Source organism: Sphingopyxis sp. LC81, assembly GCF_000756375.1.
Taxonomy (GTDB): Bacteria; Pseudomonadota; Alphaproteobacteria; order Sphingomonadales; family Sphingomonadaceae; genus Sphingopyxis.
Genome location: NZ_JNFD01000017.1, coordinates 1 through 14,179 on the forward strand (window position 1 = coordinate 1; position 14,179 = coordinate 14,179).

A 14,179-nucleotide genomic window follows, 5' to 3' on the forward strand; every position below is an offset into this window, starting at 1 on the left:
CCCTGCTGCTCGGCATCGCCGTTTCCCTTTGCCCTGATATCCGCCTTTTAGCGCGGCGGAGGGGGGAGGGGTAGCATCATGCGGTTAACCGATCCTCCCTGTGCCGCAGGCATGGGGAGGGGGACCGCGCCCGAAGGGCGTGGTGGAGGGGCGGCGACGTCGCGCCAATAGCCCCTCCGTCAGCGCTTCGCGCTGCCACCTCCCCATGGCTTCGCCACAGGGAGGATCTTTTCACCTCCGCTTGCCCCCATACGCCCCAGCCTTTATGCGGCCGCCATCATGCCCGCCCCGCTCGACCATATCGACAGCTGGATCTTCGATCTCGACAACACGCTCTATGCGCCGTCGGCGAGGCTGTTCGACCTGATCGACGAACGCATGGGCGCCTTCATCATGCGGCTGCTGAATGTCGACGCCGCCGAGGCGCGGCGGGGGCAGAAGCAATATTTCCACGACCATGGCACGACGATGGCGGGGCTGATGCGGCACCACGGCGTGCACCCTGAGGATTTTCTGGTCGATGTCCATGACATCGCGCTCGATCGGCTGAGCGTCGATGCGCGGCTGCGCGCCGGGCTCGAACGCCTGCCGGGGCGCAAGCTGATCTTCACCAACGCCGATGCCGATTATGCGGCGCGCGTGCTTCACGCGCGCGGGATCGCCGATCTGTTCGACGGCATCTGCGATATCCGCGTCACGCGCTATACGCCGAAGCCCGATCCCGAAGCTTATGCGATGATGATCACGCATCTGGGAGTCGACCCGGCGAAGAGCGTCTTCGTCGAGGATATGGCACGCAACCTGACTCCAGCGAAGGCACTCGGCATGACGACCGTCTGGCTGGACAATGGCAGCGAAAGCGGCCATCGCGACCACCTGCCAAGCCATGTCGATTTTCACGCGACCGACATCGCCGACTGGCTCGACAATCTGCCTTTACCATGGGGAATTTCATGACCACCGACCTCACATCGACGATCGAAGCCGCATGGGATGACCGCGACACGCTGGGGCTGACGACGACCGGCGCGGTGCGCGAAGCGGTCGAGACCGCGCTCGCCGGCCTCGACGACGGCAGCTACCGCGTCGCCGAGCGTGACGCCGGGGGAACCTGGCAGGTCAACCAGTGGCTGAAGAAGGCGGTGCTGCTGTCGTTCCGCCTCAACGACATGGAATTGATCGAAGGTGGTCCCGGCGGGGCGCGCTGGTGGGACAAGGTGCCGTCGAAATTCGCCGGCTGGGGCGAGAATCGTTTCCGCGACGCGGGTTTCCGCGCCGTCCCCGGATCGATCGTCCGCCGCGGCGCCTTTATCAGCAAGGGCGCGGTGCTGATGCCGAGCTTCGTCAACATCGGCGCCTATGTCGGCGAGGGGTCGATGGTCGACGCCTGGGCGACCGTCGGCAGCTGCGCGCAGATCGGCGCGAACGTCCATCTGTCGGGCGGCGCGGGGATCGGCGGCGTGCTCGAACCGCTGCAGGCCGGGCCGGTGGTGATCGAGGACGGCGCCTTCATCGGCGCGCGCGCCGAAGTCGCCGAGGGTGTGATCGTGCGCGAGGGCGCGGTGCTGTCGATGGGCGTCTATCTGGGCGCGTCGACCAAGATCGTCGACCGCGCGACGGGCGAAATCTTCGTCGGCGAAGTCCCCGCCTATTCGGTCGTCGTGCCGGGCGCGATGCCGGGCAAGCCGCTGCCCGACGGGACGCCCGGGCCGTCGCTCTATTGCGCGGTGATCGTCAAGCGCGTCGATGCCAAGACGCGCGCGAAGACCGGAATCAACGAGCTGCTGCGCGACTGATCGCGAAGCCGATGGCCGTCAGTATCGGGCGTCGTAACCGACGCTCGTCGAGGCCTGCTGCCCGTTGGTAGACATATTATAACAAGATAATTATTGCGAACTATTCGCGATTGGGGAGGCCATCTGTTTCGATAGCGGCCGCGAGGGGGAATTATGTCGGCCGTTTTTCACGGATCATCGCTGATCCTATTGGCTTTGCTGTCGGTCGCGCCCGCCACGGCGCAGGAGCCCACCGGCGACGCGCCGGCGGCGATCCCCGTTCCCGTTAATGGCGCCGAACGCTATACGCCCGCCGACTTCACGCGTTTCGCGCCGCGCACCGCGCTCGACATGGTCGAGAAGGTGCCGGGCTTCCTGATCGTCACCGGGACCAACGGCGGTGAGCGCGGGCTGGGCGCGGCGACCGAGAATGTGCTGATCAACGGCGAGCGCATCGCGAACAAATCGACCGACGCGCGCACCGCGCTGGCACGCATCACCGCCGCCGAGGTCGCCTATATCGACATCGTCGACGGCGCGGGGCTGAACGTCCCCGGGCTGACCGGACAGGTCGCGAACGTCGTGCTCGTCGCGGGCGCGGGGAGCGGCGGGTATAAGACGACGATCCGCTGGCAGCCCGAATGGCGCCCGCGGCTCGAGAAGAACTGGTTGAACGGCGAGATTTCGACGACGGGCAAGCTCGGCGGCACCAATTTGACATTGAGCCTCAAGAACGAAGCCACGCGCAAGGGTCATTGGGGGCCCGAGCGCGTTTACGACGGCAATGGCGTGCTGCTGTTCACGCGCGACGAGTTCGGCGCCTATGATGGCGAGCGGCCGCGGCTGTCGGCGGCGCTCGCGCGCACCACAGCGAACGGCAACAAATGGAATTTGAACCTTGGCGGCCAGCTGCAGCTGCTCGACGAACGCGTCGACAGCGTGTCGCAGCGGCCGGCGAACGGCACGGTGCGCGAGGCGTTCAAGTTCACCGAAGACGAAGTCAATTTCGACATCGGCGGCGATTATGAGCTGGGGCTGGGCAAGGGGCGGCTGAAGCTGATCACGCTCTATCGCTTTGAGCATAGCCCGTTCGTCGACAGCTTTATCGTCGATCGCGCGGTCGGCGGCCGGACGGGCGAGCGCTTCAAGCAGACCGCCGACGAGGGCGAGTCGATCTTGCGCGGCGAATATAGCTGGCGCACCGGCGGCGGCACCGACTGGCAGGTCGCGCTGGAGGGCGCGTACAACACGCTCGACGTCGATTCCGAATTTGCGGTGCTGCAACCCGACGGCAGTTTCCGGCCCGTCATCTTCGGCGGCGAGCGGACCAAGGTCGAGGAAAAACGCGGCGAGGCGTCGCTGACCTGGGGGCGCTCACTCGCGTCTAATTTGACCGCACAGGTCAACCTTGGCGCCGAATATAGCGAACTGACCTCGTCGGGTCCGGGCGGACTGACGCGCCGCTTCGTCCGGCCGAAGGGCAAGGTCGCGCTGGCGTGGAAGGTTGCGCCCAAGACGACGATCAACTGGTTCGTGCAGCGCCGCGTCGACCAGCTCGACTTTTTCGATTTCGCGAGTTCGGTCGATGTCGCGAACGGGCAGGGCAATGGCGGCAACGGCCTGCTCGTCCCGCCCGTCCTCAATCGCACCGAGCTGGAAGTCGTGCAGGACATGGGTGCGTGGGGCAATGCGTCGGTCGCCTTCGCTTATGCTTACGCGCAGGACCTCGTTGACCAGGTGCCGCTGTCGCCGACCACCGAAGGACGCGGCAATTTGCCGCCCGCGCATCTTTATCGCATCAGTTCGAAGGCGACCTTGCTGCTCGACCCGCTGGGGTGGAAGGGCGCGCGGATCAACAGCGATATCACCCTGCGTCGCAACCGCGTGCGCGACCCGCTCACCGACCTGTGGCGCGACCAGAGCGAGGGGCAGGAGTATCTCGTCGATTTGAGCCTGCGTCACGACGTGCCGGGGACGAACCTCGCGTGGGGCGCGGGCTATTTCGACGAACGCTATAGCCCGAATTTGCGGCTCGGCGCGATCGAGAAGGAATATACCGACGGGCCGTTCGTCACCGCCTTCGTCGAGCATAAGGATGTCGCGGGCTTCACGGTGAAACTGTCGTACCGCAACCTTGCGGGGATGAAGGACGGGTTCGACCGGACGGTGTTCGTCGACCGGCGCGATGGGCCGGTCGCGTTCAGCGAACGCCGGCTGCGCAAGTTCGGGCGCTTTTTCCAGCTGACGGTGACAGGTACGCTTTAGCGTCACCGCGGTGTACCCCGGCTTTCGCCGGGGTACGGGATCTTACCGCTCGCTAAGGTAGTAACGCTCGCGCGCGGTCAGATCGTCGTTCAGCTCATAGACGATCGGCTGCCCCGTCGGGATTTCGAGCCCGGTGATGTCGGCGTCCGAAATGCCCGAGAGATGCTTGACGAGCGCACGCAGGCTGTTGCCGTGCGCGGAGATCAGCACGGTCTTGCCCGCGGCGAGTTCGGGGACGATCGCGGCTTCATAGTAGGGCAGCACGCGTTCGATCGTGTCCTTGAGGCTCTCGGCCGAAGGGATATCGATGCCGGCGTAGCGCGGGTCGGTCGACAGGTCCCACGGCGAGCCGGCGTCGAGCGGCGGCGGCGGGATGTCGAAGCTGCGGCGCCAGATCTTGACCTGATCGTCGCCATGCTTCGCCGCGGTCTCGGCCTTGTCGAGCCCGGTGAGCCCGCCATAGTGGCGCTCGTTGAGGCGCCAGTCCTTGGTGACGGGGAGCCAGAGGCGGCCCATCGCCTCGAGCGCCAGGTTCAGCGTCTTGATCGCGCGCGACTGGACCGAGGTGAAGCAGGTGTCGGGGGCGATGCCCTTCGCCTTCATCAGCTCGCCCGCGGCGATCGCTTCGGCGACGCCCTTTTCGGTGACATCGACATCCCACCAGCCGGTGAAGCGGTTTTCGAGATTCCACTGCGACTGGCCGTGACGGATGAGGATGAGCTGGGGCATTTCGGATCCTTGCGCTGGAGAGAGACGCCGCCCTTTAGCGCGGGTTTTCGCCGAACGCCAACCGCCCTCTTGAAATGGTTTCGCCGGCTACCAGATTGACCCTGTCCGGCCGCCGACACGGGGCCGGGCGGCGATCGCGGCACGTTCTCCGCGGTCCCTTGCTTCGCTTTGTAAAGGAAGAGAGATCCATGCGTAACAGTTTCGACTGGACCCCCTATCGCCGTTCGACCGTCGGGTTCGACCGGCTGTTCGATTTCCTCGAAACGGGCGGTTCGGGCGCCGAAAATTATCCGCCCTTCGACATCGAAAAACTCGCCGACGACCATTTCCGCATCACCGTCGCGGTCGCGGGCTTCAAGTCCGACGAGATCGACATCACCGCGCAGCAGAATATGCTGACCGTCAGCGGCCGCAAGGCGCCGGTCGCCGAAGGCGAGGCGCGCCAATTGCTTTATAGCGGCATCGCGACGCGCGCGTTCGAGCGCCGCTTCCAGCTCGCCGATTTCGTGCGCGTCGAACAGGCCGACCTCGCCGACGGGCTGCTCGCGATCGACCTGGTGCGCGAAGTTCCCGAGGCGATGAAGCCGCACAAGATAGCGATCGGCGGCAGCTCGCCGGTGATCGAGGACAAGAAGGCCGCGTAAAGGGCGCCCGATCGAACGATGTTGCGGGGTCCGGAGTCCCTTCCGGGCCCCGTTTTCGTACCTAAAGCACGCGCGTCATGAAACGGCTGAACGGGTCGGGCTGGTAATCGGCGAAGGGCTCGCACTCGGTGAAGCCGTAACGCTGGTAAAGCGCGATCGCGGGTTCGAAGGCCCCGCTCGACCCGGTTTCGAGACTCAGGCGCTCAAGGCCACGGTCGCGCGCGACATCGATGATATGATCGAGCATATGCGCGGCAACGCCCTGCCGCAGGAAGGGTTCGGCCGTGCGCATCGACTTGATCTCGCCGTGCGCGCCATCGAGCATCTTGAGCGCCCCGCAGCCCGCGAGCTCGTCGCCGCGGTGGATCGACCAGAAGGTGACGCCGTCGGCGCGGAGGCCATCGAAGTCGAGGAAGTGGCAGCTTCCGGCCGGCGAGTTCGCGAGCATGCCCGCGAAATGTTGCTCGAGCAGCGCACGGATGGCGGCGCCCGACAGATCATCTTCGACGATCCGCCAGGCTCCCGTCACAGCAGTTGATCCAGCGTCTGAAGGCATGCGTGCGCGAGCAGCTTCGAGCGTTCGGGCGACCAGCCTTGGGCGGGGTCGGGGAGGTCGCGATTGTCCTTGAACGGCATTTCGAGCGTCATCGACACCGCGCCGAAGCGTTCGGCGAGCTGTGTCGTCGACATCGAGAGATTCGCCTGCCCCGGCGCGGTTTCGGTATAGCCGAGGTCGAGCTGGAAATCGGGGGTGTTCGCCGCGAGCGCGGTTTCGAAGGCCTTATATTTTTCGGTTTGCTCGGGCTTGAGCGACGGAATGCCTTCGAAGCCCGCGAGGAAGACCGCGGGGATCGCTTCGTCGCCGTGGACGTCCATCGCCCAGTCGACGCCGGTTTCATCCATCGCGTTACGCACCACGAGGACTTCGGGGCTGCGTTCGGCGGTCGGGTTATCCCATTCGCGGTTGAGGTTCACCCCGGCAAAATTGGTGCGCAGATGCCCGCGGCACGAACCGTCGGGATTCATGTTCGGGACGATGTGGAAGCGGCATTTCTGCCGCAGCGAACGCGCGTGCGGATCGGCGGGGTCGACGAGCTTTTCGAGCGCGCCTTCCATCCACCATTCGGCCATGCTCTCGCCCGGATGCTGGCGCGCATAGAGCCAGACCTGCGTCTCGCCGGTGCCGAGTTCGAGGCAATCGATCGGCTGGCCTTCGAGGCTGGTGCCGAGGCAGCGGTAGGTCACACCCTCGCATTCGGCGATCTGGGCGACGAGGTCGTGGTGGCGCTCCATCGAATAGGGCGCGAAATAGGCGATGTAGAGGATCGGGCTTTCGGCGGTGTGCTGGATCGTCAGCGTGCCAGCGTCGTAGCTGGTGTCGAGGCGGAACCAGGTTTCGCGATCGGTGCTGGCGCAGGCGGCATAACCCGGCCAGCCGTCGGGATAAGCCGAATCGCCAAGCCCCGTGATCGCGAGGTCGAGCGCGTCGCCGACCGCGCACGACACGCGGAAGTGGAACCATTGGAAAAAGTCCGATTCGCGGTCCTTGCGAATCGAAAGGCGCGCCGACGTGCCGTCGACATTTTCCACGACGATATTGCCGCTGTCGAAAGCGGCGTTGATGCTGATGGTCATTTGACGCTGATAGTGCGTCCCGATTCCCCGGGGAAGTCCTTGAATAGAGCTTCGGCCAATTTCGCCGCCGCGAGGCTGGGCTGGCTGGCGGGCACCTTCACCGGAACAGCGGTCACTGCGCGGCCTTCCCATAAAGCCTGACCGCTCGCCGCATCGTCGATGCGCACCGCGAGTTGCAGATCGGCCATCCGCTTGGGACCGCCGCCGAGGTTGAGGCCGATTCCGAGCCCGACGCCCGACCCGTAGCTGCCCGTCGAACCGCCGACCCCGACCGAGACGGGCGAACGGCGGCCGACGCCTTCACGGTTCATGCGTTCGAAACCGATGCGCACCTTCAAGGGCGCGCGGGCACCGTCGGGCGCCGCGACGAGTCCCTGCCGTTGCAATTGCTGTTCGACCGCGGTGCGGTAGCTGTTCCATTCGAGCGAGGGCGCGTCGATCATCGCCCCGGCGTTGCCGAGCGGCGCGGCGTCGACAGTGTAGCGCGTGCCCGGCGCCCAGCCCGCAGGCGCGCTGGCGTGGAAACGCGTGACCTCGACCGGGGGAACCGCGGTGGCGCAGCCACCGAGAGCGAGCGCCGCTGCGGCAAGCAGGGCGACGGAAATTTGACGCGTCATCCGGACATCATGCGCCAGCAAATATGGCTTGGCAATGAACGGCCTATCGCGCCGTCATGCCGGGCTTGACCCGGCATCCATCGGCGATGGCGCAGCTGGACCCCGGATCAAGTCCGGGGTGACGATAAAAGGGGAGGGCGCGATCTACATCGCGCCCGTCCGATCAACGATAGAAGATGTGGTTGTCGATCTGCGCGATGCGCGTCTTGCGCCAGCCCGGCGAGACATAGCGCGCGTGGAAGAAGAGCGCGCCCGGGGCGTGGTTCTTCCAGCTGCCGTCGCGGGCGATCTGCGCGATCGCGACAGCGTTATTCCACTGCGCCGCGTTGCGCACCGCGGGCATCCGGCCGCCGCGCACGAAGCTGAACTGGCTCTTTTGGTGGACGACGCCGCAGAGGCTCTTGGGGAAGCGGCCCGACTGGGCGCGGTTGATCACGACATGCGCGACCGCGAGCTGGCCGGGGAGCGATTCGCCGCGCGATTCGAAATAGACCGCGCCGGCGAGGCAGCGCAGTTCGGCGTCGATGTCGGCGGGCTTGGGCGTTTCGGCGACGAGTTCGGCGAGCGAATCGGCGGTCGAGTCAGCGGTCACCGGGGCCGGCTTCGGCTCGGTGGCGGGTTCTTCGTCGGTCTTGCTATTGTCTTCGACCGGCGCTTCGGCCGTGGTCGACAGATCCGCCTTTTCAGCCACGACCGGCGCGTCGGCGCCCGGCAGGATGATCGTGGGGATATTGGCGTCGGCCGCAAGATCGCTTGCAAAGCCCGGTTCCGCCAAAAGCAGCATGGAGGCGGCAGTCATGCCGACGGCAGCCATGCCGGCTACGTTCAGAATGCGACTCATATTGTCCGTCAAAAGTGCGGCCGATGAACCGAACCTCTCAAAACAGGCGGGGGACTAAGGTCCTGTATCGCCGCCTGCGGTCATCGTCCGACTGCGTGTCCAAACCGTTTGCCGGGTGCTTGCAAAGCAGTGCAACCCGCGGAACGACCTACGCGTTATCGAATGGGCGGCACTTATTGTGCGCCGCAACAGAGTCAAGTTAACGCGGCCCACTCCGCGACGAGTTGTGGCGCATCTGCGATATCCAGTTCGATCAGCCACATATCGGGATCGGCCTTTCGCCGCCGTTCCCGATAGATCGCCCGCGATTCACCATCTTTTGCGTCGGCCGGGCCGACCGCCTCCCAGATATAGTGGCCGTCCGCCGAAAAGCGGCGTTCGAGCAGCGGTCCCGCTTCACCGCGATCGCTGCATTGGACGAGGATGATTCCGGAGGTTTCGTCGCCCTTGATAACCACGGTCGCAAAGCCGCCGGCCGCTTCGGTGCGGCGAAGCAGCAGGTCGACGAGGAAGCGGCTTTTGAGCCGCATCACGGGATGGCTCGCAGCGCGGCGTTACGCCGCGTCACGCGCTTCGGTGTCGGCGAGCATCGCATAAAGCGCTTCGTCACTCTTCGCGCCGCGCAGCCGTTCGGCAATCGCGTCGTTGCGGAGCATGCGCGACACGCCCGCGAGCGCCTTCAGATGATCGGCGCCGGCATCGAGCGGCGAGAGCAGGATGAAGAGCAGGTCGACCGGCAGGCCGTCAACCGCGGTAAAGTCGATCGGACGCGCCAGTTGCAGGAACAGGCCGCGCACGCCGCCGAGATCGGCCATCTTGGCATGCGGAAGCGCGATCCCGCGCCCGAATCCGGTCGAGCCGAGGCGTTCGCGTTCGAGCAGCGCCTCGCTGACTTCGCCCGCATCGAGGCCGAGCGAACGCGCCGCGAGATCGCCCACGAAGGGGAAGAGCGCCTTTTTCGAATCGAGCTGCACATGCGCGCGCACGGTCGCCGGATAGAGAAGGGAAGAAAGATTCATTGTCTGATCAAATCTTGTTAAACGCCGGCCGCCGCCAGAAAACATGCTGGCAGGCGATCGCGGATCTGTCGTGGCAGGCCCCCCGCCAACCCGGCTTCGGGCATCGTTGGGCGCGGCCCTTAAGCCGGATGGCGGAGAAAATCCAGCCCTATCGTGGCTCGACCCAGCCGATCGTCCCGTCGTCGCGGCGATAGACCATATTGTGCGTGCCGGTCCTGCTGTTGACGAAGAGCAGCGCGTTGGTGTTGCGAAGGTCGAGCATCATCACCGCGTCGGACACGCTGCTGCTCGGAATATCGACGCGCGTTTCGGCGATGATCGCGGGCGCGTCGCCCGCATCCTCTTCGCCGCCGCCGTCGAACACGGTGTAGCCCGCATTGTCCTCGATCTCGTCGACCGTCGGCGAAGGTGCCGCCACGCCGTTGTTATGATCCTTCAACCGCCGCATATAGCGCCTGAGCTGCTTTTCGATGCGCTCGGCGGCGCCTTCGAATGCGACATGCGCATCCTGCGCCTGGCCGTGCCCCTTCAGCACCAGCCCCTGCATCACATGCGCGACGATGTCGCACTGGAAACTGTCGTGCGGTCCTTTTCCGAAGGTCGCGTGCGCCCCGATTGCGCGCGAGAAATATTTGTCGGCAATCGCGTTCATCCGGTCCGACACATGCGCCTGGAGCGCTTCGCCGGTTTCGATCTGGTGGCCAGAGACGCGGATTTCCATTTTTCTTCTCCTTCTTGGCCGGCGCGATGATTTAGGGAAAGGTCATCACACCGTATCGAGCCACAGCGGCTGGTTCAGCCCTGCGACAAATTCGGCGTGGCGCGCGAGTTCGGCGGCCGACGCCATATGGGGACGGGGTTCGCGAAAGGGACGGTCGGCGCCGCGCGATGCGGCGGGCGCCGCGGCGTTCGAAACGGTGATACTCGCGCCCGAGGCGGCGAGGCCGAGGCCGATCTGCCGGCCGCCGGTCATCTCGATATAGAGATGCGCGAGCAGTTCGGCGTCGAGCAAAGCCCCATGCTTGACGCGGTGGCTGCGGTCGATGCCGTAGCGCGTGCAGAGCGCGTCGAGGCTGTGTTTCGCGCCGGGGTGGAGCTTGCGCGCCATCTGCACCGTGCAGCACATGCGCGTCATGTCGAGCGCGGGGCGCCCGGCGCGCGCGAGTTCGGCGTTGACGAATCCGAAGTCGAAGGCGGCGTTGTGCGCGACGAGCGGCGCGTCGCCCAGAAACTCCATAAGTTCGTCGACGCGCGTCGCGAACAGCGGCTTGTCCGACAGGAACTGGATCGACAGGCCATGCACGGCCTCGGCCGCGGCGGGCATGTCGCGTTCGGGATTGAAATAGGCGTGAAAGGTGACGCCGGTTTCGCGGCGGTCGACCAGCTCGACACATCCGATTTCGACCAGCCTGTCCCCGCTTCTGGGGTCGAAACCCGTGGTTTCGGTATCGAAAATAATCTCGCGCATCGAAGCCATAATCTGGACCCTATCGGGCGTGGAAACAAGAGGCGATAAATCTTATCTGGCGGTGCGTCTCGCTTTTCGGGCGGCCCGTTTCGATGATGAAATCGGCGCGCGCCCGCTTGACGCGGTCGGGCACCTGCAGCCGGCGGATCGCTTTCAATTTCGCAGCGGTCATGCCGGGGCGGCGCATCACACGCCTCCGCTGCAGCCATGCCGGTGCCGAGACGACGGCGATCGCGCCGACCTTTCGCCAGCCACCCTTTTCGAAGAGCAGGGGGATGTCGAGCACGACGACGTCGCGCGCGCGGTGGCGCGCAAGGAAATTTTTCTGCGCTTTGCCGATTGCCGGGTGGACGATCGCTTCGAGCGCCGCGAGTTCGTGCGTGTTGCCGAGCACCAGCGCGCCGAGTTTTTGGCGATCGACGCCGTTCGGGCCGGTGGTGCCGGGAAAGCGCGCCTCGATCGCGGCGACCAATGCGCCGCCGGGGCCTTGCAGTCGGTGGACCTCGGCATCGGCGTCGAACACCGGCACGCCTTCGCGTTCGAACATCATCGCTGCGGTCGACTTGCCCATGCCGATCGACCCGGTGAGTCCGAGAATGAAGGGACGGCGGAGCCGCGAACCGAGGCGCTTGTGATGCGTCATGCCGTAAGCAGCGCGCGCAGCTCCTCGTCGCGGCCCTCGGGCGGGGCGCTGCCGAAGAATAGCTCGAACGCGAGCGCGGCCTGGCCGATCAGCATGTCGAGCCCGTCGACGGTGTCGAGCCCGCGCGCCTCGGCCGCCTTGAGCAAGCCGGTCTGAAGCGGCGAATAGACGAGGTCGTAGACGATCGCGTCGTCGGCGAGCGGCGACAGGTCGAGATCGAGCGGCGGCTGGCCCTTCATCCCAAGACTGCTCGAATTGACGAGCAAGGATACCGGCGGGAGCTGCGCATCGAGCGCTCGCGTCTCGCCCTTGAGGCCGAAGGTCGCGAGCAGGCCCATCGCTTTGAGCGGGCTGCGGTTGAGGATCGTCACCGGCCCGACATTGGCACGCGCGAGCGCGAACAGCACCGCGCGCGCCGCACCGCCGGCACCGACGACCGCGACCGGCGCGCCCTCGAGATCGAGTTCGGCGAGCGGCGAATAGAAACCGGCAGCGTCGGTGTTGGTGCCGATCAGCGATCCGTCCTTTTGCCGGACGATCGTGTTCATCGCACCGATCGTGCCGCGAATGTCGCCGGGATCGTCGACGAGATCCATCACCGCCGCCTTGTGCGGCATGGTGACATTGCAGCCGCGCCAGTCGGGATCGGTGCGGCGCTCCGCGATATAGGCGGAGAGGTCTTCGGGCTTCACATGTTCGCGCCGATAATCGCCGGTGAGCCCGAGGGCATCGAGCCAGAAGCCGTGGATCAGCGGCGATTTCGACTGGGCGATCGGGTCACCGATCACTTCGGCATAGGGTTTGCTCATGATGCAGCCAATCCAGAGGTGCGCAGCCACGCGAGCAAGGGAAGCATCGGCATACCGATGATGGTCCAGGGATCGCCCTCGACCTTTTCGAACAATTGCACGCCCGCTCCTTCGATTTCGTAACAGCCGACGGTCCAGCGGATGCTGTCCCATTCGCGTGCGACATAGTCGGCGATGAAGGCGTCGGACAAGGGGCGCATCCACAGCTTCGCTTCGCCGATCGCGCGCCAGATGGGCGCACCGTCGCGCGCGGCGACCGCGGCGCTGAACAGCCGGTGGCGCGTGCCGGCCATGCGGCGAAGGTGATCGGCCGCCTCGTCGGGACTTTCGGGCTTTGCGAGCATCGAGCCATCGTCGAGGGCGAGGGTGGAGTCGGCGCCGAGCACGGTCACGCCGGGAAGCCGCGACGAGATTTTGACGGCCTTCGCCTCGGCGAGCGCGTCGGCGATGTTGCGCGGGGTCTGCCCGGCGGCGAGCAGCGAGGCGGTGAGCGCCTCTTCGTCGACATGCGCCGCGCTCGTTTCGAAGTCGAGCCCGGCGGCGCGGAGCATCGCGGCGCGGCCGCTGCTTTGCGAGGCGAGGAGGAGGGTCATGCGGCGGCGCGATCTTCGACGAGCTTGATCACCGCGGCGGCGGTTTCCTCGATCGAACGGCGCGTGACGTCGATCACCGGCCAGCCATTGTCGGCGAACATCCGCCGCGCATAGGCGAGCTCGGCCTTGACGCGCTCGTCGTCGACATAGCTCGTCTCGGGCGCCTGATTGAGCGAGAGCAGGCGGTTGCGGCGCACCTGCACCAGCCGGTCGAGCCCGGTGGTGAGCCCGACGATCATCGGGCGCTTCAGGGTGAACAGCGCGTTCGGCGGCGGCGATTCGGGAACGATCGGGATGTTCGCGGTCTTGAAGCCGCGGTTCGCGAGATAGATGCTCGTCGGGGTTTTCGAGGTGCGCGACACGCCCGCGAGCACGATGTCGGCCTGTTCCCAATTTTCCCAGCCAATGCCGTCGTCGTGCGCGACGGTAAATTGAATCGCCTCGACGCGCGCGAAATAGGCGGCGTCGAGCACATGCTGGCGGCCGGGACGCGCCTTCGCTTCCTGGCCGAGCATCCGCGACAGTGCGTCGGTGACCGCGTCGAGCGCCGCGACCGTCGGCAGGTTGAGCGCGGTCGCGCGGCGTTCGAGGCTGACGCGCAGTTCGCCGTTCACCAGCGTGAAGAGGATCATCCCGGGGCTCGCCTGCACCTCGGCCATGATCCGGTCGAGATGCGATTCCGATCGCACCATCGGCCAGAAATGGCGCACGACCTCGACATCGTCGAACTGCGCGATCGCCGCCTTGGCGATATTTTCGAGTGTCTCGCCCGTGGAGTCGGATATGAGATGTAAGTGGAGCCGGCCCATCGCGGCACCATGGCGGGAAACTCCCGAAAAAGGCAAGTCGCGAAGCGTTTTACCGCCCTGTGGATAAGTTTTGGCATAAGCGCAGGGATGAATTCGGCACGCGCGATTCATCCCCGGCCGTGTCGATTCCGCTCCACCGCTTATCCACAAGGGATGAATCTTATCCACAGGCTGTGAATTAGGGGGACAGCGACAAACGACTCTGCGCGCCAACTCGCCAGGCCCAGAGTCAAGCTGTTGGCAAAAAGGACGCCCCGGCCTAAAGCCGCGCTTGTCCGCCGACCTACAAACCACCACAATATTATTTAATATGTATATGAAGAGAGAAAGAG

Annotated in this window: 17 protein-coding genes; 4 read left to right on the forward strand and 13 right to left on the reverse strand. The window is 65.5% G+C overall.

From position 1 onward, the window contains the following. Window positions 1-279 precede the first annotated feature (279 nt). The 3 genes from FG91_RS08800 to FG91_RS08810 all read left to right on the forward strand — a co-directional run bounded on the left by FG91_RS08800 (window position 280) and on the right by FG91_RS08810 (window position 4,040). Window positions 280-957 (forward strand): pyrimidine 5'-nucleotidase, encoded by a 678-nt coding sequence (locus FG91_RS08800; RefSeq protein WP_037514274.1) that lies wholly within the window; start codon window positions 280-282, stop codon window positions 955-957. Then, a complete protein-coding gene (gene dapD / locus FG91_RS08805) occupies window positions 954-1,796 on the forward strand; it encodes a 2,3,4,5-tetrahydropyridine-2,6-dicarboxylate N-succinyltransferase (RefSeq protein WP_037514276.1) in 843 nt (280 codons plus the stop codon). Before FG91_RS08800 ends, dapD begins: the two co-directional genes overlap by 4 nt. 153 nt (window positions 1,797-1,949) lie before the next feature. Beyond that, window positions 1,950-4,040, forward strand: coding sequence for a Plug domain-containing protein (locus FG91_RS08810; RefSeq protein ID WP_052187438.1), 2,091 nt, complete (start codon window positions 1,950-1,952; stop codon window positions 4,038-4,040). A gap of 42 nt (window positions 4,041-4,082) precedes the next feature. Here the strand turns inward: FG91_RS08810 and gpmA are convergent, their stop codons facing one another. After that, on the reverse strand, window positions 4,083-4,769 hold the full coding sequence (gene gpmA, locus FG91_RS08815) for a 2,3-diphosphoglycerate-dependent phosphoglycerate mutase (protein ID WP_037514278.1): 687 nt from the start codon (window positions 4,767-4,769) through the stop codon (window positions 4,083-4,085). A gap of 188 nt (window positions 4,770-4,957) precedes the next feature. Here gpmA and FG91_RS08820 point away from each other — a divergent pair, with 188 nt between their 5' ends. Beyond that, window positions 4,958-5,413 (forward strand): Hsp20 family protein, encoded by a 456-nt coding sequence (locus FG91_RS08820; RefSeq protein WP_037514281.1) that lies wholly within the window; start codon window positions 4,958-4,960, stop codon window positions 5,411-5,413. Window positions 5,414-5,474: 61 nt separating this feature from the next. Here FG91_RS08820 and FG91_RS08825 read toward each other — a convergent pair whose 3' ends face one another. The 12 genes from FG91_RS08825 to FG91_RS08880 form a co-directional block, all read right to left on the reverse strand. Then, a complete protein-coding gene (locus tag FG91_RS08825; RefSeq protein WP_037514283.1) occupies window positions 5,475-5,942 on the reverse strand; it encodes a GNAT family N-acetyltransferase in 468 nt (155 codons plus the stop codon). Then, on the reverse strand, window positions 5,939-7,048 hold the full coding sequence (locus tag FG91_RS08830) for a M14 family metallopeptidase (protein WP_037514284.1): 1,110 nt from the start codon (window positions 7,046-7,048) through the stop codon (window positions 5,939-5,941). Before FG91_RS08830 ends, FG91_RS08825 begins: the two co-directional genes overlap by 4 nt. Then, window positions 7,045-7,665, reverse strand: coding sequence for a DUF4136 domain-containing protein (locus FG91_RS08835; RefSeq protein ID WP_037514285.1), 621 nt, complete (start codon window positions 7,663-7,665; stop codon window positions 7,045-7,047). The genes FG91_RS08830 and FG91_RS08835 overlap by 4 nt, the downstream gene beginning before the upstream one ends. A gap of 163 nt (window positions 7,666-7,828) precedes the next feature. Continuing rightward, the gene (locus FG91_RS08840; protein ID WP_037514291.1) at window positions 7,829-8,506 is read right to left on the reverse strand and encodes a cell wall hydrolase; all 678 of its coding nucleotides are present in this window, start codon (window positions 8,504-8,506) and stop codon (window positions 7,829-7,831) included. Window positions 8,507-8,700: 194 nt separating this feature from the next. Continuing rightward, entirely contained in the window at window positions 8,701-9,036 is a 336-nt protein-coding gene (locus tag FG91_RS08845) for a DUF1491 family protein (protein ID WP_037514299.1), read from the reverse strand. A gap of 24 nt (window positions 9,037-9,060) precedes the next feature. Beyond that, window positions 9,061-9,525: a PTS sugar transporter subunit IIA gene (locus tag FG91_RS08850; protein WP_037514302.1), complete on the reverse strand. Its 465-nt coding sequence runs from the start codon at window positions 9,523-9,525 to the stop codon at window positions 9,061-9,063. 148 nt (window positions 9,526-9,673) lie between these two features. Then, on the reverse strand, window positions 9,674-10,246 hold the full coding sequence (gene hpf, locus FG91_RS08855; RefSeq protein WP_037514305.1) for a ribosome hibernation-promoting factor, HPF/YfiA family: 573 nt from the start codon (window positions 10,244-10,246) through the stop codon (window positions 9,674-9,676). Between the two features lie 45 nt (window positions 10,247-10,291). Further along, on the reverse strand, window positions 10,292-10,993 hold the full coding sequence (gene dnaQ / locus FG91_RS08860) for a DNA polymerase III subunit epsilon (RefSeq protein WP_037514393.1): 702 nt from the start codon (window positions 10,991-10,993) through the stop codon (window positions 10,292-10,294). Window positions 10,994-11,012: 19 nt separating this feature from the next. Continuing rightward, a complete protein-coding gene (gene coaE / locus FG91_RS08865; protein ID WP_052187440.1) occupies window positions 11,013-11,636 on the reverse strand; it encodes a dephospho-CoA kinase in 624 nt (207 codons plus the stop codon). Continuing rightward, a complete protein-coding gene (aroE, locus tag FG91_RS08870) occupies window positions 11,633-12,445 on the reverse strand; it encodes a shikimate dehydrogenase (protein ID WP_037514308.1) in 813 nt (270 codons plus the stop codon). The genes coaE and aroE overlap by 4 nt, the downstream gene beginning before the upstream one ends. Further along, the gene (locus FG91_RS08875) at window positions 12,442-13,038 is read right to left on the reverse strand and encodes a Maf family protein (RefSeq protein WP_081940494.1); all 597 of its coding nucleotides are present in this window, start codon (window positions 13,036-13,038) and stop codon (window positions 12,442-12,444) included. The genes aroE and FG91_RS08875 overlap by 4 nt, the downstream gene beginning before the upstream one ends. Continuing rightward, window positions 13,035-13,847, reverse strand: coding sequence for a pyruvate, water dikinase regulatory protein (locus FG91_RS08880; protein WP_037514309.1), 813 nt, complete (start codon window positions 13,845-13,847; stop codon window positions 13,035-13,037). The genes FG91_RS08875 and FG91_RS08880 overlap by 4 nt, the downstream gene beginning before the upstream one ends. Window positions 13,848-14,179: the final 332 nt, after the last annotated feature.